Source organism: Colwellia sp. MB02u-9, assembly GCF_014077085.1.
In the GTDB taxonomy this organism is placed as follows: domain Bacteria; phylum Pseudomonadota; class Gammaproteobacteria; order Enterobacterales; family Alteromonadaceae; genus Cognaticolwellia.
In genome coordinates this window covers 16,825-39,056 of the sequence record NZ_JACGVF010000067.1, presented here as the reverse complement: position 1 = coordinate 39,056, position 22,232 = coordinate 16,825, and the positions used below count along the sequence as shown (strand labels likewise).

The window sequence follows — 22,232 nt, the reverse complement described above, 5'->3', positions numbered from 1 at the left end:
AAATTAAGTTTCTAGAGCGATAGTCGTGTCAGAAAACCACTTGTTAACGCTATTGATTACAAGACTGATGCCAACATTAAAACTTGTTTAATATCAAATAATAAGAAGAGACTCTTTATTTTAATAAAAAGATAATAAACTATAATTTAGTGAAAAAAATAATTTTTTGGTTAATTTAACAAGCTTTAAACTCACCAGAAAAAACACTCTAGGCGTAACTTAGACGCTGCATTTCAAACAGTCTTGATCTACAGCGGGCAAATTCAAAGTTAAGTTGAGTGCCCTGATAAAGCTCAGCAATATCGACCTCAGCGGCAATAATTAAGCGCACACCTCTGTCGTAGAATTCATCGACTAGTGCGATAAAACGTCGCGCTTCATCATCGAGACCTCTGAGTTGCCCCATCAGCACACCACTTCGTTGGTAACCGTCTTCAACACCGGAGAAAACGGCAGGAATTAATGCGCCATTAAATTGTGGCACATTACTGATCAGCACGGTGTCATAGTTATCGGCTAACTTAATATAATCTCTTTGGCTTCTTGGGGTTGAGCAAAGTGCCATAAAATCAAACCAAATGATATCTGCAGTACAAGCTAAAAAATTAACTGCCCTGCTATGAATAATAATACTGTCATTATAGCGAATATTGCTTTTAGCGAGCGCTGCAAAGTGGTGAGTTAAGAAGTTACTCTCAGTTTCAGTGCCAATATAAAAGTCTCGATAGTTAAGTGTGGCTATATTAGTGTCTAACATTCGATGATCTTTTGGTCCATCAATAGAGATAACCTGGCAATACTGGTGAATAATATCAATAGTCGGTAGAAATCTAGCGCGTTGTAGGCCATTTTTGTATAACTGATCGGGTGGGCAATTTGACGTTGCCACTAGGATAATACCCTGCGATAGCATAGCTTCTAGTAAGCCTGCCAATAGCATGGCATCAGCAATATCATTAACAAAGAACTCGTCAAAACAAAGCACATCGACTTCTTCAGACCAAGTTTTTGCAATCAATGCTAGCGGATTGTCTTTACCACTAAAATCATTCAACAGCTGATGCACACTTTCCATAAAATGATGAAAGTGAATACGCCTTTTGCGTGTTAGATTAAGTTGTTGATAAAATAAGTCCATCAACATAGTTTTTCCACGACCAACTCGGCCATGAAAATAGATCCCCTGAATGGGTTCATTCTTGGTAAATAAGTTTTTTATGACGGCAAGTAGTGGTGTTTGAGCTTGGGCAGATATTAATTTTTGCGAAAGTTTATCCAAAGCAAGGGCGGCTTTGTATTGTTCAACATCGAGGTTAAGTGCTTCATGCTCAACAAGTTGTTGATATTGCTTTATTACTGACATAAATTTACTTACAGGCACAAAAAAGGGCAGACATATGTCTCCCCTTTTTCAACACTATTAATATTTCAGCTAGCGTAGCCAGCTAAAGATTATTAATTAAAGTGCTACGATGTTCTCAGCTTGAGGACCTTTCTGACCTTGAGTAACAGTAAACTGTACTTTTTGGCCTTCAGCAAGAGTTTTAAAACCGTCGCCAGAGATTGCAGAGAAATGTGCGAAAACGTCTGGACCAGACTCTTGCTCGATGAAACCAAAGCCTTTAGACTCGTTAAACCATTTTACTGTACCAGTAGTTGTATTAGACATTGTATTATCCTATTTATTCGTAATTGATGCCTTAAAATAAGGCGGTGTTGCAGGAAGTGTTGCTATTAATTATTAAACAGGACGAGCTACTTACTAATATAACTTCGAAACTTTGTACATAAATATAGGTCTTACTTTCTAGCTGGGCGTATTCTAACTGTTTCCCGACAAGAGTCAACCTCTTTTAGATAAAAAATCATTTAATTTATAAAAACTCATAAAAAACACTTTTATTCGATGATTAAACAACATGTGGTGATATAGAAACTAAACTTTTTTCTGTCTGCAGCATCAATTAACTGGCACTTTTACTGTGTTATTGGTGTCTCGGCTGCTTTTAATTAACTCATCACCCGCCAGCATGTCTTTTGATTTTGCTAATCGGTCGTAAAGCAAAACATTAACACTGGCGGCTAGGTTCATGCACCCAATTGTTGGTACATATACTACTGCATGGGCGCTATTAATAACCTCTTGCGCTATCGTGCCATCTTCTGGGCCAAAAATGTAAAGCGCATTTTCTGGATGCTCAAATTCAGGTAATGCTATCGCGCCTTCAACTAAATCAACACAAACGATACGTTGTCCTGGCGTTAAATTATCAATTAAAGATTCAACCGCATTCAAAGGGATTTTGCGTGATGCATCTTTTGTATCTGTATGAAACTTTGCAGCCTTTGCATATCGTACACCGGTATAACGCACTTCATTAGCTTGATAACAACCTGCGGCACGCATCACAGCACCAACATTTGACGGACTTTTAGGGTCTGTTAGTCCAATAACAACATTTTCAGTTTTTAACTTCATTTATACAGCACTCAAAATTTAACACGCTTATTAAGACAATTTTGCGCTGCAAGCGATAAGACTACAAGCAAATCTTTTACCCTTTCTTTACCATATTAATGCCTTAGTTTTTGTATTACAGCACTTTTACAGCTACCTATTAGCCATTTATCTGATAGCATCACATGTTAATATTTAAAACTCAGTCAATTTAGGTGTATTTAATGAAAGCAAAAATAAATATTGTAAAACTAATACTTTCTAGCAGTCTTTTTTACTTTGCCCATTCAGCCGCAGCGCTTGAAGCCCCCTTGGTTTCTATCGAAACACATGATAACTTTTTTAACAGTATTAAAGCTCATTGTGGCAAAGCTTTTCAAGGTCAGGTAACAATAGATAATGCTAGCGGTGATGGCTTTGCCAACAAAGATCTTATTATGCATGTCAGAAGTTGCTCAGACGAAAAGCTAGAAATTCCTTTCCACGTGGGTGAAGATGCCTCACGGACTTGGATTATCACTAAAACAGGTTCGGGTTTATCATTAAAACATGATCACCGTCACCAAGATGGTAGTTATGACGAAAGCACTATGTATGGTGGCCAAACAGTAGACGCTGGTTGGTCACAAGTGCAATCGTTCCCCGCTGATGAATATTCAAAGCAGTTATTTGTCAAAACAGGTATCCCACAGTCAGTCGGTAATACTTGGCAAATGTTTATCTACCCTGAAAAGTTCAGCTACCGGTTAATTCGTCAGGGTCGTGAGTTTCGTGTTGATTTTGACCTAAGCACACCGATAACTCCACCTGATGCACCTTGGGGTTATAGTGACGATTAGCTGATAAAACCCAAGCTAAAGTAAATAGACATAAAGAATTACATTTTATAAAGCTTATACCTAGCGTTACTCAGGAACTTTAAAATAACGATTTAGTCGAAAGATAAATCGTTATTTTTATGCCTGATTTTGAGGCCTAGGAATAAGCTAAATAGCCACATAATAACCAGCTATTAATTCTAAGGAAAGATCATGAAAAAAAGTATTTCTCACCTCTGGAAAGAAAATAAATCTTTATTATTGTTTGTCAGTTTAATGCTAGTTTTTCGCAGTGCGGTTGCTGACTGGAATGATGTGCCAACAGGTTCAATGAAACCGACCATTGTCGAAGGTGATCGCATTTTAATTAACAAAATGGCCTATGACTTAAGACTACCCTTTAGCCAATATTCACTAATAACGTTAGCCGAGCCATTACGCAATGACATTGTCATTTTTGAGTCTGATGTCGCTGATAAACGTCTTGTGAAACGTATTATAGGCATTCCAGGCGACACGGTAGCGCTGCATAACAATCAATTGGTTATTAATCAAAAATCAGCTCAATACACACTGATAGCCAACAACCGTGATTTTACCCTAAGTGAAGAATATATCGCGGGTAATAGTCATCTAATACGCACTCAGCTTAAGCCTGGGCATTCTAAAAATTATCCGTTAGAAAGTTTTCAAACGATAACTATTCCTAAAGACTATTACCTTGTTATGGGCGACAACCGTGATAACAGCGCAGACTCTCGTGTGATAGGTTTAGTGCCACGTAATGAAATTATTGGCCGTTCAACTATGGTGGTTTTTTCATTAAATTACAAAAATTATTTAATGCCGCGCAATGAACGCTTTTTTAAGGTCATTTAGTACCATCAGCTTAATTCCGTTAGCTTAATACCGCTAGATTAGTACCGCTAACTTAGTACCGGCAATGACGAGACTAATAATAAATGCTGAGGAATAAGAAAAATACTACTCAGCCTATTTTCATCCTGACTATATAACAACTTAAATTCACTAAGCAGTGTCTGTCAACATAAGCGAAACGCGGCTTTATCTTGTTGTTTTCTTTAAAGCCTATTATTATCGCTACACTTTGTAACATGTTAAGCAGTAAGTAGTTAATCTATGTCTTTTTCAAACCTATCAAAAATAGCAATCGCATCGCTGATCATTGCTAGTGCTTCAACCTCTGCAACCATAGTGGAATTTACCACTTCACAAGGTAGCTCTAAAAGTAGTTTTAAAGTTAACCTGCACGATGAAACAACGCCAGAAACAGTGGCTAACTTCCTAAAGTATGTCAATGATGGTGACTACAACAACACTGTTGTGCATCGTGTTGAGCCTGGATTTGTTATGCAAGCTGGCGGTTTTGCGTTTACTGGCACCCTGCCATTGAGTCCGATTGCTACAGATGGTGCGATTAAGAATGAGCCACTTTATTCAAATGTACGTGGCACTATTGCCATGGCCAAAGTGAAAGGCAACGAAGATAGTGCGACTAGTCAATGGTTTGTAAATTTATCTAATAATAGTTCATTAGATACTCAAAATGGTGGTTTTACTGTTTTCGGTGAAGTCATTGCAGGTATGGAAAACATTGATATTATTGCTGGTATACCTAGATGTAACTCAACCCCAATGCCAGACTATAGTGCTGATAACTGTGCAAACAACTTTGTTCCGGGTGTCGAAAATTTCGTGACCATTGAAAGCGTGATCATATTTGATGCAAGCGTTAATAGCGCTGATAGCTTAGCCGCAACAGCACCTGCACCAACAAATTCAAGTAGCGACGGAGGCTCTATTGCGTGGTTTAGTGTACTTTTTACCGGCTTAATCGCCTTAAAAAGACGCGTTAAATAATCACAAGCAATAATAGGGCAATGGCATTAAAAATTAACGGCTATATACTACATACCTAGTTAATCCTTTAATTCTCAATAGCTTTATTTAGCTAAATTTTATCGCGTATTTCAACTCATGACAGCACTCGTGGTGATTTTGAATTAGCTTTAAGATGGCAAAACGTATTAGTTATCTTTCTTTCTCATTGTTTTCTCCCTGTAAAAAACAAAAAATCACAGGGAGAAAAGCAGGAGAACTACAGGAGGAGAAGCACGGCAAAACCGCGCTCAAACTTATTTTAATTTACTGATAGCTGACAACTAAAAGCTTGTCTTTAAACGCCCCTAAATCCCCCTCATTCCGTTCTCATTGTCTCCTCCCTGAAAAAAAATAATTCACATGGAGAACTACAGGAAGAAAAGCAGGAAGTTACTGATGGTCTACTTTTCCACGCAACACTTTATTAGAACCCGTTTTTTTCTTTGCATCTAATCGTCTGAGCTTTGAGCCTTTTGTGGGTTTGGTCGGCCGTCTAGTTTTTTTCACCACCATGGCAGATAAAATCAGCTCTTTCAGACGTTTTAACGCATCGTCTTTATTCATTGGTTGTGTTCTAAATGATTGCGCTTTAATAATGATAATGCCATCACTTGATATGCGACTATCTGATAGTTTCAGCAGTCTGGCTTTGTATATGGCAGGTAATGTTGAACGCTTAATATCGAAACGCAAGTGTATCGCTGTTTCGACCTTATTGACTCTTTGGCCTCCGTTCCCAGTCGCCCTTATACCGGTAAGCTCAATCTCCCAGTCGGCAATGATTACTGCACTTGATATTTCTAGCATGATTTACCTTGGAAAATTAGCGATGAGGTGCATCGTTTGTTAACCCTTTCGCTATCGCTGTCTTGAGCGCGAATAACATTGCCCTCAACGTCACAGTCTGCCGCGACAATATAGTTAAAAACTTCTAGCATATAGCCTCTAATAGCCGGTTATAAAGTTGCTATTTTAAGTGTATTTCTATGAGATGCCAAACTAAATGTCTGCTTATTCGCGCTGAACAAGCTAGCGCAAGCATTAAAAAAGGAGGCTACAGCCTCCTTAACGATAAGATGATTAAATTGACACCTTATTAACTGAGATTCATCTCTTGAACTTTTTCATGAGCAATTTCAGGTGCTGTTGCTTCGGGTTTACTATGCAAATTAGCTTTTAATAAACCTTTTCGGTGTTTTAAAGCGGCATCCAATTTTTTAGCTGCTGTTGCAATAGCTGGGTACATAACGCCGTCATTTGCTGATGCTGAAATACGACCTCCTTCATAGGTTGTGCGAAGTTCTACATTATGTTTGTTATGTTCGTGCGATAAAATAACATCGAGTGAAATTAAGGTTGGGAAGTGTGTCGATATTTTTGAAAACTTTTCATTAATATGTTCTTTGATTGAATCTGAAATGTCAACATGATGACCTGAAAGATTTATTTTCATAGTTGTTCCTTTTTATTATCTACTCACTAATAATACTTGGGCCTAAAAGTTAAAAACGCAAGTCAATTGCTGTAAATTTTACAATTATTTTTACTAAAGATAATTTTTTGAATTAAAGAACGCTTCCTATGATATTTTATAACCCTTATATCGCGTTAAGGAAAATCAACATAACCTTTGGTATAAATAAAAATAACCCTTTGTTTTTATTTCATAAAAAACAACATCTCGATAGAGACTTGGTGGTTTTATTTTCTGTATTAGCTATAAGGTATCGGTGTTCAAATGTAAATTTATTATTAGCCTAGCTAATTACACTGTCTGTATTGATTCAACGCCATAACCTTGTCAACAATGCTGTTATTAAATGACTCTTGATTAAATAACACAAAAAATCTCTGCATTACTCTCGATATCACTATCACGAACGAGCCCTAATTTAATCTAGCTGACCTGCTAATACTATATATAGCCTGAAAATTTTATTGCTGTTTTAGCTAACCTAAGAAATGGTATTAGCCATACTAAAGCTGAGTTTATGTTCGTCATACTTTAAGGGTGTCAGTGCATAATGTGGTTTAAATAATGGTTGCTTTGTCCTCCATACAATTTAATATAATTTACCGACATTAAATCAACAAAACTCAGCAACTAAACTATTAAACAAAAAGCGCATTTTTCAAGATGATTCGGTTATAATCCCCACTCATTTATTATTTATTTTCGACCATATAAGAGATTTTTGAATGTTTGATGATATACGTCCTTATCGTGATGATGAGGTAGTTGCAGTAATCAAAAAATTAATTAACCAACCAGGCTTACAAGCTTCTATTGCTAGTTTAAAAATGCCACGCTTATATCAAGCCCTGCCGCAACTTGCCTGCAAAATTGTAAAATGGTCATTGAAGTTTCGGGTGAAAAAATTTCATAATATCGAACAAATCCAAATTGAAGTGGCTAAATATTTACATCATTTGATCAAAAACAGTACTGCCGGTTTTAACTATAGCGGCCTAGAAAACTTTGATACCACCAAGCCAGCGCTATTTATCAGTAATCATCGTGATATTGTTTTAGACGTTGCCTTAGTCAACTTAGCGCTATATAAAAGCGGTATCAATACCGTGGAAGCTGCTGTGGGTGATAATTTACTACATCAGCCTTGGGTCGCTGATTTAATGCGTATTAACAAGAGTTTTATTGTTAAACGGAACGAAGAAAACAAACGCGCTATGCTCAATGCGTCAAAGCAATTGTCTGCCTACATTCATGATACGGTAGCGAACCGAAAGCAAAATATTTGGATCGCACAACGCGAAGGTCGTGCCAAAGATGGTGTAGACAAAACCAATTCAGCCTTAATATCTATGCTATTACTCAATAAAGATAAGCAAATGCCTATGGCTGATTACTTAGCAGAACTTAACATAGTACCGGTATCAATTTCCTATGAGTTTGACCCTTGTGATATCGACAAGGCAATAGAGCTTGCTGAAAAAGCAGCGACCGGTAGCTATCAAAAACACGAAGATGAAGACTTAAAAAGTATCACACAAGGATTAGTCGGGCAAAAAGGTCAAGTCCATCTCCAGTTTTGTCAGCCAATACAGGGAGACTTTGCCAATAGTAAGGCCATCGCCGCCGCAATTGATAAAGAAATTATCAGCAACTATAAATTATACGACAGTAACTTAGTTGCATACGCAAAACTTAATCAACAAGATACTGACAGTACAGTGCTTGAAAAACTGAATAAGCGCATGGAAAACCTCACCGCTGAACAGCAACACTGGTTATTAACTATGTATGCCAACCCCGTCTCTGCAAAACAACAGTTACCATTATAGTTGTAGTTATAGTTATCAATATAAAAAAGCCGTATCTATTCAATACGGCTCGCTCTTTTTAGCTCAAGGTTATAAAAAATAAGCTTTAATCTTTTAAAATAAGCACTAGCTCGAGGCTATTTTTCTTGGTAAAACGCTGACATTGCTTTGTACAATGAATACAAATCAACTTTTGAGCCAACCGCATAAGGCGAATGTATTGATAAAATTGGAATACCAAAATCAATTACTTCCATATTATCCTTAGATAAGTCACTACCAATAGTACCACCTGACGCCTTACCTTTATAAGTCGAGGTTTGCCATTTAATATCGGCATTATCTAAATAATTTCGCGTCCACGCCATGTATTCAGAATTAGCATTAAAACCACCACCATAGAGCTTCAAATTAACGCCGTTACCCAAGCGAGGTGCATTACCTAGTTCCCAGACATTTGACCATGTTGGGTTCACTCCTGGGTTTACGTCCGCAGAAATAACTTTGGTATTACGTAATACTTGACGCAATTGATAGTCATTATAGCTATCACCCTTTTGGTTGTAGAGTAAGCTACTGATTAAATCAACTAAGTAGGTGGAACTCGCCCCCGTGTTATTAATGTTACCCACTTCTTCGTTATCCACTAGATAAGCGATAGCGGTATATTCAGGTGTTTTCTGCTCAGTTAATGCTTTAACCGCCGCAATTGATGAAGCTTTATCATCTTGGCCATACGCGGCGATCATACTACGGTCAAAACCGACATCGCGCGGTTTAGTGGCTGGCACTAAAGCAAGTTCAGCAGAAACTAAGTCTTCAACTGAAATATCATAAGTTGACTTTAAATAACTGCTGACCTGATCTTTAATTTTTTTATCTAATTCAGGCTTAGCCGCAATAATAATATCGAGTTCTTCTTTACCGATAACGTCTCGACTGGTGCGTTTACGGTTGGGTGAGTCAACATGAGGAGCAAGATCTGTCACCAGAAAAATAGGATCATTGTCATCAAAGCCAACGGAAATATTAACCCTAGTACCATCTTTCTTATCAACTCTGCCAACTAAAGCCAGCGGAATATTTACCCATTGATAGGTTTTAATACCGCCGTGAATGTAAGTTTGAAACATGGCAAAATTTTCTTTTTCAAATAATGGCCGTCCTTTAAGCTCAAGTCGCGGAGAGTCAATATGTGCGCCAACAATACGCGTACCTTGCTCTAACGGTTTTTTCCCAATCACCATCAAGGCAATAGTACGGTCACGATTGACATCATAAAAGCGCGCGCCTGGCTTTAATTCACTTTGCTCGGTTAGCTTGGTGAAACCTTGTTTTTCAACGCGTTTAATCGTTTCAGTAACAAAGGTTAATTCCGTGGGTACTTTATAAATATAATCTTTATATTCAGTCGCATAGCGCTCTACTGCTTTGAGTTCTTTCGCGGTTAAGCTTAACCAGCTAGACGGTGATTCCGGCTTAGCTTTGGCGTCTGCCGCGTGGACAAAAGTACTTTGTGAAAACGTCAGTGCACTGACAATGGCGAGGGTGGTTATTGATTTTGTTAAATTCATAGCAATATTTATAATTTAATCTCAGATAAAAGGCATACTCCATCATAAAAGCTACCAATATCAGCTGACAAGCTTTATTCGATAAACAGCACTTTTTCAGCTATAAACAGCCTAAAAACACCCTAAAAACAAAACTTACCTACAGAATATAACTAGGTTCAAGACACTCAATAAATTACAAGGTTAAGCGATTACAGCGGTAAAATATTACAGAGATAAAATATACCGACTCAAAACAAAAGTAATAAGCCCCACAAACATGGTTAAATAAATACTTTTACTTTTTGCCGCCGCAACTATCGCCAACGTCGCGGCAATTAAATAAGGATTATGCAGCGAAATACTCAACTGGCCTTGTTGAATAAAAATAATAGGTACCCAAATAGCCGTTAACACCGCTGGTGCGCTAAAACTTAATAGCTTAGCCATTTTTGCCCCTAAGCGCACAGGCAAGCGCGGGTGGATAAATAAATAGCGCGTGCTAAAGGTGATGACCGCCATCAGAAGAATGGTAAGTAATGTCATGTGCTGTCCTTAACTGACGGGGATATTTTATGATTGTCTGCATTATTGACATCATTATTGGCATCATTTTTTTTATGCAAAAAACGGTCAGTCAAATAACCTGAGTACATTGCAATCAAAGCGGCTGCGACCAAATCTAATTCGAACTGCATTAGCTTAAACACTACCGATAATAGCGCAGCAACAAGCACAGTGACTAAAATAGGTAAGTTAATAATGGTGGGAATCACTAAGGCAATAAAGGTGACGGCAATCGCAAAATCTAAGCCTAAATGGGTTAAGTCGGGTAAATAACTGCCGGCGATAACGCCTGCCACATTCCATACCAACCAAAAAACATAAAAACTGCCGCCAGCGACAACCGCATAAACTAATCTTAACTGCCCAACAAAGGACTTGTGATGACTCGACAAAGCAAATAGCTCATCAGTTAACAAAAAACCTAAAGAATAACGCCACTTGGTTGGTAAAACTTTTAACTTATCTCGTAATGCTAAGCCATATAGAAAATGCCGCGAGCTAATAATAAAGGTGGTAAATAATATCGTCGCCAGTGATGCATTGTTGGCAATTAATTCAATCGCAACAAGCTGAGCAGAGCCAGCAAATACGATAAGCGGCATTAAAATAGCTTCAAGCGCAGTAAAGTCACGTTGAACAGCCAAAGAACCACAGAGTATACCCCATGGCAAAACAGCTAAATTAAGCGGTAACATGTCTAAAAAGCCTTTTCTTGCCATTAACCAGCGAGCTTTTTTCTTGGTGAGTGCCATCAAATATTTACCTAAATAATCTAGCGTTATGTGATACCAAAGCCATAATTACATTCAAAGGTTTGAGTGGTTAAATCGGCTCAACTCTCAATTAACATAACTAAGCAAAGTAAAAAAGAAAAGTAACAAAAAAGAGGCGATCAAGCCTCTTTTTTGTTGGAGAAAACAGGTTATTGGCTCAAGTTATTTTATAAAGACTTTGCGTAAACTCGGGCTTTTTCTAAATCTTCAGGCGTATCAACCCCTTCAACCGCTAAGCGTACTTTCGCAACAGCGACATGAATTTTCTCACCTTGCCAAAGTACTCGCAGTTGCTCTAATGACTCAACTTGCTCTAACTGGCTAGTTGGCCACTGCACGTAGTCTTTAATAAAACCGGCTCGGTAAGCGTAAATACCAATGTGGCGTAGATAAAAGTCGCCAATGGCCTCAATGTTGTCATTGTTAAGAAAACGCTCTCGATCGTAAGGAATAGTCGCGCGACTAAAATACAAGGCATAACCATTTTTATCACATAGCACTTTCACCGCATTAGGGTTTAATGCTTCAGCAACATCGTCAATTTTCATCGCTAATGTCGCCATGCGCGCTTGGCTCTGGCTAGATAAGTTATCTGCAACTTGTGCAATGTTTTCAACCGGAATAAAAGGTTCATCCCCTTGAACATTCACAATAACTTGCTCATCAGCAAACTGATACCTTTGCATTACTTCAGCAAGACGTTCAGTGCCTGATTGATGATCAGCACGAGTTTTACATACTTCACCACCAAAACTTTTTACCACACGAGCAACTTCGTCACTGTCAGTCGCCACAATAACTTGCTCAGCGCCACTAGCTAAGGCTCTTTCAACAACCCATTGAACCATAGGTTTACCGGCAATATCAGCGAGCACTTTACCGGGTAAACGTGACGACTCAAACCGTGCAGGGATCACTACCACAAACGACATAAAAACCTCATTAATCTGATTATTCCAATCATGCTATAACTCATACTACTCTCGGCGCTAACCTTATGCATTATCTTCAGTAATGCGACGCGCTTCACTTTCAAGTAACACAGGAATGTCTTTTTCTATCGCATAAGCCAAACGGTCGAATTTACAAATCAACTCTTGCTGCTCTTTGTTGTAGTCTAATTTTCCTTTGCATACTGGGCATGCAAGGATTTCCATTAATTTAATATCAAAGGCCATTATTTTCTCTCTTAAATGTAAACTTGATCTATGTGCATCAAGCGTTAAAATCCTGTCAGTTCTTATTAACTCTTTCAGTTCTGTTAGCTCTAGCAGCTTTTAGTTGATAACTCATGCGGCTTGCTAGCAAGTGCAGCAATGTTAGCGATTTCGCTCGCCATAGCGGCACTATCATTATTTGTTGCAAATACGGCATCAACCGGTAAATACCAGTAATGTTCTTGGGCAAAGTCAGCACATTTAACGGCATCTTTTTCGGTCATTAATAACGGCATATCACTAGAGAACTGCTGTAAATCTTGCGCTGAAAAGGCTTGATGATCAATAAAGCCTTTAGTCATGGCTAACGTAAAGCCTACTTGCTCAAGGGTGTTGAAAAAGCGTTTAGGGTCGCCAATACCTGCTAGCGCATTAATAGGTTTATCGCTAGCAAGGTTTTGCGCTAAAAAAGTATCGATTTCAACACGCTTACCGGTTTTAATATTGATGACATACCTTGCCTGTAGCTGCATAGTTAATACCGGTAACGCTAGATTACTCGCTGGTTTTTGCCATGAACTCATGCCATTAACAATAACACAATCGGCACGTTTTATTCTGCGTTTTGTCTCGCGCAATGGCCCTGCTGGTAATAATAAACCGTTACCAAATAAACGTTTACCATCAACGACCACAAACTCGTAATCTCGCGCCAAACGATAATGTTGTAGTCCGTCATCGGCAATAATCAATTCACAACCTTGCTCAATTAAGCACTGGCAAGCTTGAATTCTATTGGCGCCAATAACCACAGGAACGCCACTGCGCTGAAAGATTAATAACGGCTCATCTCCTGCTTGCTCAGCGCTGCTTTCATCGCTAACTTGATACGGATAATAAGGCGCTTTTGAGCCATAGCCGCGACTTACCACGCCCACTTTTATACCTTGCTCGGTAAGTTTTTCAACTAAATATAAGCTAACCGGTGTTTTGCCATTACCACCAATACCGATATTACCCACAACAACCACGGGCACTGACATTTTAATCTGTTTAAATAACCCCATTTGATAAGCTAAACGGCGAAAAAAACTCACTAGCGCAAAAATAAAGCTCAATGGCAGCAAAAGTGGCACCATTAGCCATTTTGCTGGATGCCCCTGAAACCAAACCTTTTCAATCAGGCGCATAATCTATAGCCAAAATAATCGATTAAATACATAGTGAACTAGGCACCAAATTGAAATTTATGTAACTGAGCATAAGCGCCGTCTTTCGCTAATAAAGCTTGATGATCGCCTTGCTCTTTTATTTGCCCTTGTTCCATAACAATAATTTTATCCGCACTTTCTATGGTTGATAAACGATGAGCGATAACGATACAAGTGCGGTTTTTTTGTAATGCGCTTAACGCGTCTTGAATATGACGTTCAGATTCAGTGTCTAAAGCACTGGTAGCTTCATCTAAAATTAAGAAAGGGGCATCACATAATAATGCTCGCGCAATCGCTACACGTTGGCGTTGACCACCCGATAACATCGCACCATTGTCGCCAATATTAGTATCTAGTCCTTCAGGTAAGTCTTCGACAAACTCCATCACATGGGCTTTACGTGCCGCGTCTTCAACTTCTTCACGTGTCGCATGGGGTTTACCATAAGCAATATTATTAGCGATTGAATCGTTGAACAACACCACTTGTTGAGAAACGTAGGCAAATTGCTTGCGTAAATCTTTCAGTTTGTAATCTTTAATGTCTTTACCATCGATTAACACCTTGCCAGTTGTCGCCGTATAAAATCTTAATAATAAGGCGCTCGCGGTTGATTTACCACTACCAGAGCGACCCACTAAAGCCACAGTTTCACCCACATTAGCGGTAAAACTTAAGTCGGTTAGTGCCTGTTTTTCTTTGTCTTTATTATAAAGAAAATTAACGTGTTCAAACGCTAAAGTGCCTTTTGCACGTGCTATTGCGATAGTGCCAGTGTCGTGTTCTTTTTCTTGATCAAGTACCGCGAAAATACTGACACAGGCCGCCATGCCTTTTTGAAATTCACTATTGACCGTTGTTAGCAGTTTTAAAGGTCTAAGCAGGGTTACCATACACATTAATACCGTCATAAAAACCCCGGCTGAAATATCTGCTCGCATCGAATCAAGGTTGGCAACATATAAAACAAACGCTAAGGCAAACGAAGCAATAATTTGAATAATAGGGACACTGGCCGCTTGTGTCGCCACCATTTTCATCCGTTGTTGGCGATTATGTTTATTAATTTTGGCAAAACGGTCAAACTCTCGTTGTTGACCATCAAAGGTTAAGACCACTTTATGACCATTAAAGGTTTGCTCTGCCGCCGTTGTTACCTCGCCCATGGCATTTTGAATACCTTTACTTATTTGACGAAAACGACCTGAAATAACGGTAACTATGCCCGCAATAACCGGGGTGATCAGTAAAAATATCGACGCTAACTGCCAACTGTTATAAAACATAACAATCAGTAAGCCCAGCACAAAGGCGCCTTGCTGCACTAAAGTCAATAACGCTTTAGAAACAGCACTGAGCACTTGTTCGGTATCAAACGTTAATTTTGAGATCAAACTGCCGGTAGATTCTTTATCGTGATAAGCCACGGGCATAGACATCACATGTTCAAACAACTCCTGACGAATATTGGCCACCACATTATTACCTAACCAAGCTAAGGTGTAGTTACCCGCAAAGTGGCAAATTCCGCGCAGAATAAACATCAGCACAATAACAAATGGCGCCCATTTCATAAATGCGGGATCTTGCCCATCAAGGCCTTTGTCGATAAGTGGTTGCAGTTGGGAAAATACAAAGCTGTCAATCGCGGCATAACCTAACATGCCTAAAATAGAAACAACGGCTGCGGCCTTATAGGCTTTAGCATAAGCCAATAAACGCTTAAAATTTTGTTTTGTGGTATTTTCTGTAGTCGGTGCTGATAGTGTTGTCGACATTCATGCTCTCATGCGTTATCAAAAAATCTTATCCCTGCGGGATTATTTTATTCTGTTTTATTTTGTCTTATTAGTAAATCGTCGGTATTTTAGCGTTATTTTGCCCATCAACCAACTGATAAACTTTTATAGGCGATATAAATCCAGTCATTAGCGTAGAAATAGCTGAATAAAGTGATCAATTTACAAACCAATAAGGCCGAATATCGTCTCGGTAACTTATCACTTCAACGCTAGCATCAATAACAGTATCTGCAATATTGCCTTTATTATCATTAGCACTAGGGTCAATATTTGCACCACCCGTGGTTTGACTAAACTTAAAGGTCACCATCCCTTCATCGACGGTATTAAAAGTCGTAATATCAAAACTGTTATATCGGCCCATTATTTCATCAGATGGCATCTGCCAACGGTTTAAATAACCGGTACTAAATACTACATAACGTGGCATAACCGCCGTTAAAAAACCACGACTAGACGATGATTTGGAGCCATGGTGCGGAGCAATCAAAATGTCACTGCTGAGTTTCTTAGCCATGCCCGCAACATTTAATAGCCGTTTTTCTTGTTTTATCGAAATATCGCCCGGTAATAACACACGATGAAAGCCATCACTAATGGTTACTACGCACGAGTCATCATTTTTATCACCATCAGCCTGCATTGGCGACAGCACTTCAAAAACCAAGCCTTGCCAAGTAAAGCGCTGTCCCGAGATACAATGGCGGTCAGGTTTTAACGCTAGATCGTTAGCAATAACACGCTTAATAGCCATTTTAGCGCGTAAGTGACGTAAGCCTCCAGCATGATCATTGTCGTTATGGCTGATGATCACTCCATCAATCGCTTGATAACCTTGATGCTTTAAATAGGGTAATATAGCCGCATCAGCCATATTAAAACCACTGGGATAACTGGCACCAGTATCGTAGAGAAAAACATGATGATTTTTTTCAATAACAACGGCAAGACCATGACCCACATCAAGCACTGACAAACGCCACTCTTGCTGCTGTTCAGCACTAAAAAAATCGATACCAACCGCCGTTATAAATAAACTCAGCGCGGCAATAAACTTAGCCTTAGTGAGTCGAAAAAACACCGCCAATGCAATAATGACAAAAAACACCATCATGGCTTGTATTTGCTGATATGAAATAGCAAAAACTGCCCACTCTGCGCTAGCCAAATAAAGCAACCATTGCCAAACATATGACAAACTGAGTAAGGCTAAATCAGTAAAAAAATGTCCTAACCAAAGACTAAATGGCAAAGCAATAACCGCCAGCAGCGTTAAAGGAATAACCGTCACACTCATCAAAGGTACAGCGACTATATTGGCAAAAAAAGCGGCTAACGGTAGTTGATAGTTTAGCGATGCGGCTATGGGCAACATAGCTATCGTCAGTGCTAGTTGCATAAAAAGCAAGGTTTTAAGCCAAAGTAACACCCGCGTTTTAACGCCATGCCATTGCTTTTTAAGCCTAGTTTCAGGCAAGGGTTCAAGTGTTAATAATGATATTTTATCTCTCGTTAAGACTGGTGCTATCGTGCGCATGGAAAAACGTGAAAATGTCGAAAAAATAATGACCAGTGCTGATATGGATAACCAAAAACTCGCACTGAGTAAGCTAAGCGGCCAAACCAGTAAAATAATTAAAACGGCCAGTAATAACCAAGGTAACAGTGTTACCTTTAAGTGCATCATTTTAAGTGACCAAAACAATAACAACATCACCAAAGCACGTAAGGTAGGAATAGAAAAACCCGCCAGATAGGCGTAATACCATGCCATAACACCACTACACAGAATCGGAGCATAGCTTAAGTTTATTTGCATCAGTTTCAGTTGCCAAGGCGTCGACAACAGAGAACTCAAGGGCAATAAACGAATAACCGTGCGTATAAAAATCAAGCTTGCAAAAGCTACTATGCCGATATGCAAGCCAGAAATCGCAATAAGGTGCTGAGTTGCCGTTGCAGAAAGCACTCGCCAATGCTCGCGCGTTAACTCTCCCCGCTCACCAAAACCCAAAGCTAAAATTAGCGCCCCCAGGGGTTTATCAGCTAACACAACAGATAATTTTTGATACAAATATTGACGCCAGCTAATTTGCTGATGCAATAAAATATTTTGCTTTTTAGTCTGTATTTCGGTTTTAGTTTCGGTTTTAGTTTTTGTTTTGGTTTTAACATAGCCAGTGGCGACTATTTGTTGTTGCCGCAGCCAGACTTGGTAATTAAAGCCACCGATATTAGCCAAGCCATGCGCAGGTTTAAGTTTTACCGCTAATTGCCACTTTTGTCCCTGCAGCAGAGGTTTGTCTGGCGCCTTCCAAGTTAAGCGAACCTTAAATTTTTCATTAATCTTTCGACCTTGCCAATGGCTAACTAAAAAGTTAAAACGACTACTACCAGATTTTATATGAACAATATTACTCACTTCACCTTGAATTAGATGAACTTTTTTATGTAACTGATCAAGCTTGATGTTATTTTTCGCTAAGGTATATTGATATTGGCTGCCAGCAATTAAAATCCAAACAACGGCGAATAGCGCAATAGCCATAAAGCGAAATTTACCTATAAAGATAAATATTAATGAAACCAATAATATAATGAGCAGTAAAGAAAACTCTGGCACTATAGGTATAAATAATGACAAAATAGCGCTGAAAAAAAATGTGAGTAGCCACCATTCCATAGTGATTAGTTTCCATTTAGCCAAGTAACGTTAAGTAAAGTAATTTATGCCCAAAAAAATAATTCAACGCTTTATGCCTGATCACCAAAAAATAAAAGATAACAAACATTTAAAAATGTTTGGTGCTTTACTACATAACGCTAATTTGTGGCACTTGAACCGCCGTTCGGTGAGTAAAGCATTTGCTGTCGGCTTATTTTTTGCCTTTATGCCCGTGCCATTTCAAATGGTTTTAGCGGCAGGCTTTGCCATTATAGTACATGCAAATCTACCTTTATCTATTACCCTTGTTTGGATCACTAACCCTTTGACTATGCCGGCAATTTTTTATTTTTGTTATGTTGTTGGCACCTGGATTGTCGATGTACCAACAAGAAACTTCACTTTTGAAGCAAATTGGCAGTGGCTAATTGATAGTGTTTCAACTATTGGGCCCGCCTTTATTGTCGGCTGTGGTGTACTTGCGGCTGTTTTTGCTCTCTTAGGTTATTTAACTATAAATATCATCTGGCGCTTTTCAGTCGCAAAAGAGTGGAAAAAACGCAAAGCACGAAGAGGCTAAGCTAACCATTCATCATAAAAAAATCAGACGCTATGTCTGATTTTTTTATCTTATTACTTTATCTTTAACTTAAGGTTTACGCTTGCCCTAACACTTGTGCCGGCTCTACTTTGGTCGCCCGCCATGCCGGATAAATGGTCGCTAAAAAACTCATCATTAAGGCCGTAACAACGGTGTTAATAACATCTTGTTGGCGTAATAACGTTGGTAAAAAATCAATAAAATATACCTCTGAAGATAAAAACTCTACCGATAAGGCCGCTTCTATAGCACGGATAATATCAGTTAAATTCAACGAGATTAAAATCCCTAAGCTAGCACCCAGTAAGCAACCGACAATGCCATTCATTAATCCTTGAAACATAAAGCTGGCCATAATAGTGCTTGATTTTGCCCCCATGGTTTTTAATATGGCAATGTCTGACTTCTTCTCATTTACCGCCATAATTAAGGTCGACACTATGTTAAAACTGGCCACGGCAATCACCAGCACTAAAACAATAAACATCACTAAACGTACCAACTGAATATCATTAAATAAATGACCATGGCTGCGGGTCCAGTCCAGCATGTAAACATAAAAATCAAAATCATAAGCCACCTCACGAACAATTTGTGGCGCGGCAAAAACATCATCAACCTTTAGGCGAATGCCCTGCACTTCATCCGCTTGATAACCCAGTAATTCACTCGCTTTCGCTAAGTTAATAAAAACCTGTGTGTCATCTATCGTGCCACCAAATTTGAACACCCCTACGATAATGGCCTGTTGCGTCATGGGCACAGGAAATTGCTGTGATTTACTGTTTTTTTGGTTGTTCAAATTAGCTGGGGGTAGTAATAACTGAACCTTGTCGCCCACTTGCACCGAAAGCTTACGAGCAATGCCAGCGCCAATAATAACGCCATTTTCAAGTATTAGGTCTTGCCACTTGCCAGCGATCATATAACGCGAAATAGCCGAAACCTGCGGCTCTAACATCACGTCTACACCGCGTATTTCAACACCTTTAAGTGCTGCAGACTTTTGCATCATACCCTGGGTTTTAACAAATGGAGCAGCGGCAATCACATGGGGATTTTGTTCAATACGCGCCACGCTTTTTGGCCATTGCGTAATAGGTGAGTTGACCGCTACCACTTCAGCATGAGGTACAATTGACAATAAATGTGTCGCCAAAGCCCGTTCAAAACCATTCATGGCTGAAAGCACAACAATCAGCACCATCACACCAATGGCAATACCAATAGTTGAGGACGCCGATATAAATGACGAAAACCCTTTGCTATGGCGGCTACGCACATAACGTAAGCCAATAAAAACACTTAACGGTTTTAGCACCTAAGCGCCCTCATTTTTTTTCATACGACTATCGCTATTAACTTCAAGCGGTTTTAGGTGTCCGTGATCTAAAAGCAGTTGACGATCCATTTTTGCCGCCAAGGTTAAATCATGGGTAACAATGACAAAGCTGGTATTTACGGTCCGGTTTAACTCCTGCAACAACTGAAAAATTTGTTCCGCGGTATCAAAATCTAAATTACCCGTTGGCTCATCGGCTAAGACAAGTGACGGCTTGGTCACTAATGCGCGAGCAATGGCAACACGTTGACGCTCGCCCCCCGAAAGCTCAGAAGGTCGATGATGACTGCGATGAGTTAACCCCACTTGTTCTAGCATAGCTTTAGCCTGAGCCATAGCAGCTTTGGGCTTATCACCACGTATCAACAAGGGCATGGCGACATTTTCTTCAGCCGTAAATTCCATCATTAAATGATGAAACTGATAAATAAAACCAATATGTTGATTACGAAATTTTGCCCGTTGCTTTTCAGACAATTGATGAATATTAACCCCATTAATATACACCTCGCCTGCACTTGGCGTGTCTAACGCGCCAGCTAAGTGCAAAAAGGTACTTTTTCCGCAGCCAGAACGGCCAACAATCGCCACTAACTCTCCGGCTTCAATGGCCAAATCAAGCTTGGATAATACGGCTGTGGTTACCGGGCCTTGTTGATAAGATTTACTTAACTGGCGGCATTCTAAGCCTAAAGGAAGCCTAGGTGTTACCGCATTTTCATCGCTACTTCTATCGCCACTTTCATCGCTACTTTGGTTGATATTATGTTCCAAATCACTGTTCATTTTGCTCTTCATTTTATTGTTCATGTCATTAAGCATTAGGCTACTCATTTCTGAGTACCTCTGCTGGCTGAGTTTGCGCAGCACGATAGGCCGGATAAAGGGTCGCTAAAAAGCTCATGACGAGTGCAGAAGCAACAATCACTAAAATATTGACCACATCAAGTGCAATAGGTAATTTTTGCCCTGCGCCTAATAAATTAACCCCGAGTAAGCTAAACAAATGATTTAAATTCAGCGTTAATATCACCCCAAGTGTAACGCCCAAAATAACGCCCAAAATACCATTGGTTAAGCCTTGCGTAATAAAAATTCTCACAATACCACTTCGGTCTAAACCCAGGGTTTGTAAGATGCTAATTTCACCTTGCTTATCAATAACCACCATCACTAACGCTGAGACAATATTAAAAGCCGCAACAGCAACAATTAAACTCAGCATGAGCCACATCATATTTTTTTCCATGCTGACCGCAGCAAATAAAGCCCCCTGGCTCTCTTGCCAGCTGACAAAGTTAAAATCCGGATATTTTAACGATAACTGTGAAATGACCCGCGGGGCTTTAAAAGCATCATCTAGGTACAACCTTAACTGATTAACACCATCACCTTTTTGTCGATGCAGTTTTGCGCCATCTTTGATGGCAATAAAGACCATCGCCTCATCAACTTGAGAGCCAACATTAAAAATGCCCACAATACTAAATGTACGCTGCACAGGCACGCGTCCCATGGGGGTAAATAAGGTTTTGTTCGGTAAGGTTAAACGTACAACATCGCCTAAGTTAACCTTTAATTTTCGCGCTAACGTTTGGCCTAAAACTAGGCTAAACGACGTGGTGTCTAAACTGGCTAATTGGCCATATTCCATGGCGCTATTGATAATATTGTGTTGTTCAAATTCAGGCATAATGCCATGCACTAAAACCCCTTGCAGTGCTGTTTTAGACTGAATTAACGCTTCACTTTGCTGAAACGGCGTTACTTGGGTAACGTCAGGCAAGGCGAGAATATCGCGCTGTAAATCGCGCCAATTATTGATATGAGTTTGTTGGGGGGACATTAACACATGCGGCACTAAACCTAGTACCCGACGTTTTTGCTCTCGCTCTAAACCATCCATAACAGACACAACGGTAATTAAAGAGGCAACACCGAGCACAATACCGATAATAGAGAAAAATGTGATAAAGGAGACAAAACCTTTGCCATTACTACTGCGACTATACCTTAAGCCGATGTAAACACTAACTGGTTGAAACATGAACTCTTTCTTTATTGATAATGCTAATAGCACCAAGATTATTGAGCCTAA

At 39.3% G+C, this 22,232-nt stretch carries 22 protein-coding genes; 5 read left to right on the top strand and 17 right to left on the bottom strand.

Annotation, left to right across the window (positions count from 1 at the left end; translation table 11 throughout):
* Positions 1 to 208: 208 nt before the first annotated feature.
* From zapE to H4J65_RS02105, 3 genes are all read right to left on the bottom strand, one after another.
* Positions 209 to 1,363 carry a cell division protein ZapE gene (gene zapE / locus H4J65_RS02115; protein ID WP_182135689.1) on the bottom strand — a complete coding sequence of 385 codons (1,155 nt, stop codon included), beginning with the start codon at positions 1,361 to 1,363 and terminating at the stop codon, positions 209 to 211.
* Between the two features lie 96 nt (positions 1,364 to 1,459).
* A complete protein-coding gene (locus tag H4J65_RS02110; protein ID WP_077287100.1) occupies positions 1,460 to 1,669 on the bottom strand; it encodes a cold-shock protein in 210 nt (69 codons plus the stop codon).
* 291 nt (positions 1,670 to 1,960) lie between these two features.
* On the bottom strand, positions 1,961 to 2,479 hold the full coding sequence (locus tag H4J65_RS02105; protein WP_182194835.1) for an RNA methyltransferase: 519 nt from the start codon (positions 2,477 to 2,479) through the stop codon (positions 1,961 to 1,963).
* A 203-nt stretch (positions 2,480 to 2,682) separates the two neighbouring features.
* Between H4J65_RS02105 and H4J65_RS02100 the strand changes: the two genes are divergently transcribed.
* The 3 genes from H4J65_RS02100 to H4J65_RS02090 all read left to right on the top strand — a co-directional run bounded on the left by H4J65_RS02100 (position 2,683) and on the right by H4J65_RS02090 (position 5,157).
* Positions 2,683 to 3,297, top strand: a complete 615-nt coding sequence (locus H4J65_RS02100; protein WP_182194831.1) for a hypothetical protein — start codon at positions 2,683 to 2,685, stop codon at positions 3,295 to 3,297.
* 192 nt (positions 3,298 to 3,489) lie between these two features.
* Positions 3,490 to 4,155: a signal peptidase I gene (lepB, locus tag H4J65_RS02095; protein WP_182135686.1), complete on the top strand. Its 666-nt coding sequence runs from the start codon at positions 3,490 to 3,492 to the stop codon at positions 4,153 to 4,155.
* Positions 4,156 to 4,416: 261 nt separating this feature from the next.
* On the top strand, positions 4,417 to 5,157 hold the full coding sequence (locus H4J65_RS02090) for a peptidylprolyl isomerase (RefSeq protein ID WP_182194827.1): 741 nt from the start codon (positions 4,417 to 4,419) through the stop codon (positions 5,155 to 5,157).
* Between the two features lie 411 nt (positions 5,158 to 5,568).
* Here the strand turns inward: H4J65_RS02090 and arfB are convergent, their stop codons facing one another.
* The 3 genes from arfB to hpf form a co-directional block, all read right to left on the bottom strand.
* Positions 5,569 to 5,985, bottom strand: coding sequence for an alternative ribosome rescue aminoacyl-tRNA hydrolase ArfB (arfB, locus tag H4J65_RS02085; RefSeq protein WP_182135684.1), 417 nt, complete (start codon positions 5,983 to 5,985; stop codon positions 5,569 to 5,571).
* Positions 5,979 to 6,116: a hypothetical protein gene (locus tag H4J65_RS02080; RefSeq protein WP_182194823.1), complete on the bottom strand. Its 138-nt coding sequence runs from the start codon at positions 6,114 to 6,116 to the stop codon at positions 5,979 to 5,981. Before H4J65_RS02080 ends, arfB begins: the two co-directional genes overlap by 7 nt.
* 158 nt (positions 6,117 to 6,274) lie before the next feature.
* A complete protein-coding gene (hpf, locus tag H4J65_RS02075; protein WP_182182937.1) occupies positions 6,275 to 6,631 on the bottom strand; it encodes a ribosome hibernation-promoting factor, HPF/YfiA family in 357 nt (118 codons plus the stop codon).
* A 746-nt stretch (positions 6,632 to 7,377) separates the two neighbouring features.
* Between hpf and H4J65_RS02070 the strand changes: the two genes are divergently transcribed.
* A complete protein-coding gene (locus tag H4J65_RS02070) occupies positions 7,378 to 8,481 on the top strand; it encodes a 1-acyl-sn-glycerol-3-phosphate acyltransferase (RefSeq protein ID WP_182194820.1) in 1,104 nt (367 codons plus the stop codon).
* A 116-nt stretch (positions 8,482 to 8,597) separates the two neighbouring features.
* Here H4J65_RS02070 and H4J65_RS02065 read toward each other — a convergent pair whose 3' ends face one another.
* The 8 genes from H4J65_RS02065 to H4J65_RS02030 form a co-directional block, all read right to left on the bottom strand.
* Positions 8,598 to 10,034, bottom strand: a complete 1,437-nt coding sequence (locus tag H4J65_RS02065) for an aminopeptidase 1 (RefSeq protein WP_182194817.1) — start codon at positions 10,032 to 10,034, stop codon at positions 8,598 to 8,600.
* Between the two features lie 207 nt (positions 10,035 to 10,241).
* Entirely contained in the window at positions 10,242 to 10,559 is a 318-nt protein-coding gene (locus tag H4J65_RS02060; protein WP_182135680.1) for an AzlD domain-containing protein, read from the bottom strand.
* A complete protein-coding gene (locus tag H4J65_RS02055; protein ID WP_182194812.1) occupies positions 10,556 to 11,332 on the bottom strand; it encodes an AzlC family ABC transporter permease in 777 nt (258 codons plus the stop codon). The genes H4J65_RS02060 and H4J65_RS02055 overlap by 4 nt, the downstream gene beginning before the upstream one ends.
* A 188-nt stretch (positions 11,333 to 11,520) precedes the next feature.
* Positions 11,521 to 12,285 (bottom strand): 3-deoxy-manno-octulosonate cytidylyltransferase, encoded by a 765-nt coding sequence (gene kdsB / locus H4J65_RS02050; protein WP_182194808.1) that lies wholly within the window; start codon positions 12,283 to 12,285, stop codon positions 11,521 to 11,523.
* Between the two features lie 63 nt (positions 12,286 to 12,348).
* Positions 12,349 to 12,531: a Trm112 family protein gene (locus H4J65_RS02045; protein ID WP_182135677.1), complete on the bottom strand. Its 183-nt coding sequence runs from the start codon at positions 12,529 to 12,531 to the stop codon at positions 12,349 to 12,351.
* An 89-nt stretch (positions 12,532 to 12,620) separates the two neighbouring features.
* Positions 12,621 to 13,700, bottom strand: a complete 1,080-nt coding sequence (gene lpxK, locus H4J65_RS02040) for a tetraacyldisaccharide 4'-kinase (protein ID WP_220461160.1) — start codon at positions 13,698 to 13,700, stop codon at positions 12,621 to 12,623.
* Between the two features lie 38 nt (positions 13,701 to 13,738).
* Entirely contained in the window at positions 13,739 to 15,502 is a 1,764-nt protein-coding gene (gene msbA / locus H4J65_RS02035) for a lipid A export permease/ATP-binding protein MsbA (RefSeq protein ID WP_182135675.1), read from the bottom strand.
* 178 nt (positions 15,503 to 15,680) lie between these two features.
* Positions 15,681 to 18,209: a DNA internalization-related competence protein ComEC/Rec2 gene (locus H4J65_RS02030; RefSeq protein ID WP_182194805.1), complete on the bottom strand. Its 2,529-nt coding sequence runs from the start codon at positions 18,207 to 18,209 to the stop codon at positions 15,681 to 15,683.
* A gap of 46 nt (positions 18,210 to 18,255) precedes the next feature.
* Between H4J65_RS02030 and H4J65_RS02025 the strand changes: the two genes are divergently transcribed.
* Complete coding sequence (locus H4J65_RS02025) at positions 18,256 to 18,771, top strand: DUF2062 domain-containing protein (RefSeq protein ID WP_182135673.1); 516 nt, start codon at positions 18,256 to 18,258, stop codon at positions 18,769 to 18,771.
* A gap of 76 nt (positions 18,772 to 18,847) precedes the next feature.
* Here the strand turns inward: H4J65_RS02025 and lolE are convergent, their stop codons facing one another.
* The 3 genes from lolE to H4J65_RS02010 are packed head-to-tail and all read right to left on the bottom strand — an operon-like array spanning position 18,848 to position 22,181.
* Positions 18,848 to 20,113 carry a lipoprotein-releasing ABC transporter permease subunit LolE gene (gene lolE, locus H4J65_RS02020; protein ID WP_182194801.1) on the bottom strand — a complete coding sequence of 422 codons (1,266 nt, stop codon included), beginning with the start codon at positions 20,111 to 20,113 and terminating at the stop codon, positions 18,848 to 18,850.
* On the bottom strand, positions 20,114 to 20,968 hold the full coding sequence (lolD, locus tag H4J65_RS02015) for a lipoprotein-releasing ABC transporter ATP-binding protein LolD (RefSeq protein ID WP_259367472.1): 855 nt from the start codon (positions 20,966 to 20,968) through the stop codon (positions 20,114 to 20,116). It lies immediately after the preceding gene.
* Entirely contained in the window at positions 20,961 to 22,181 is a 1,221-nt protein-coding gene (locus tag H4J65_RS02010; protein WP_182194798.1) for a lipoprotein-releasing ABC transporter permease subunit, read from the bottom strand. Before H4J65_RS02010 ends, lolD begins: the two co-directional genes overlap by 8 nt.
* Positions 22,182 to 22,232 lie beyond the last annotated feature (51 nt).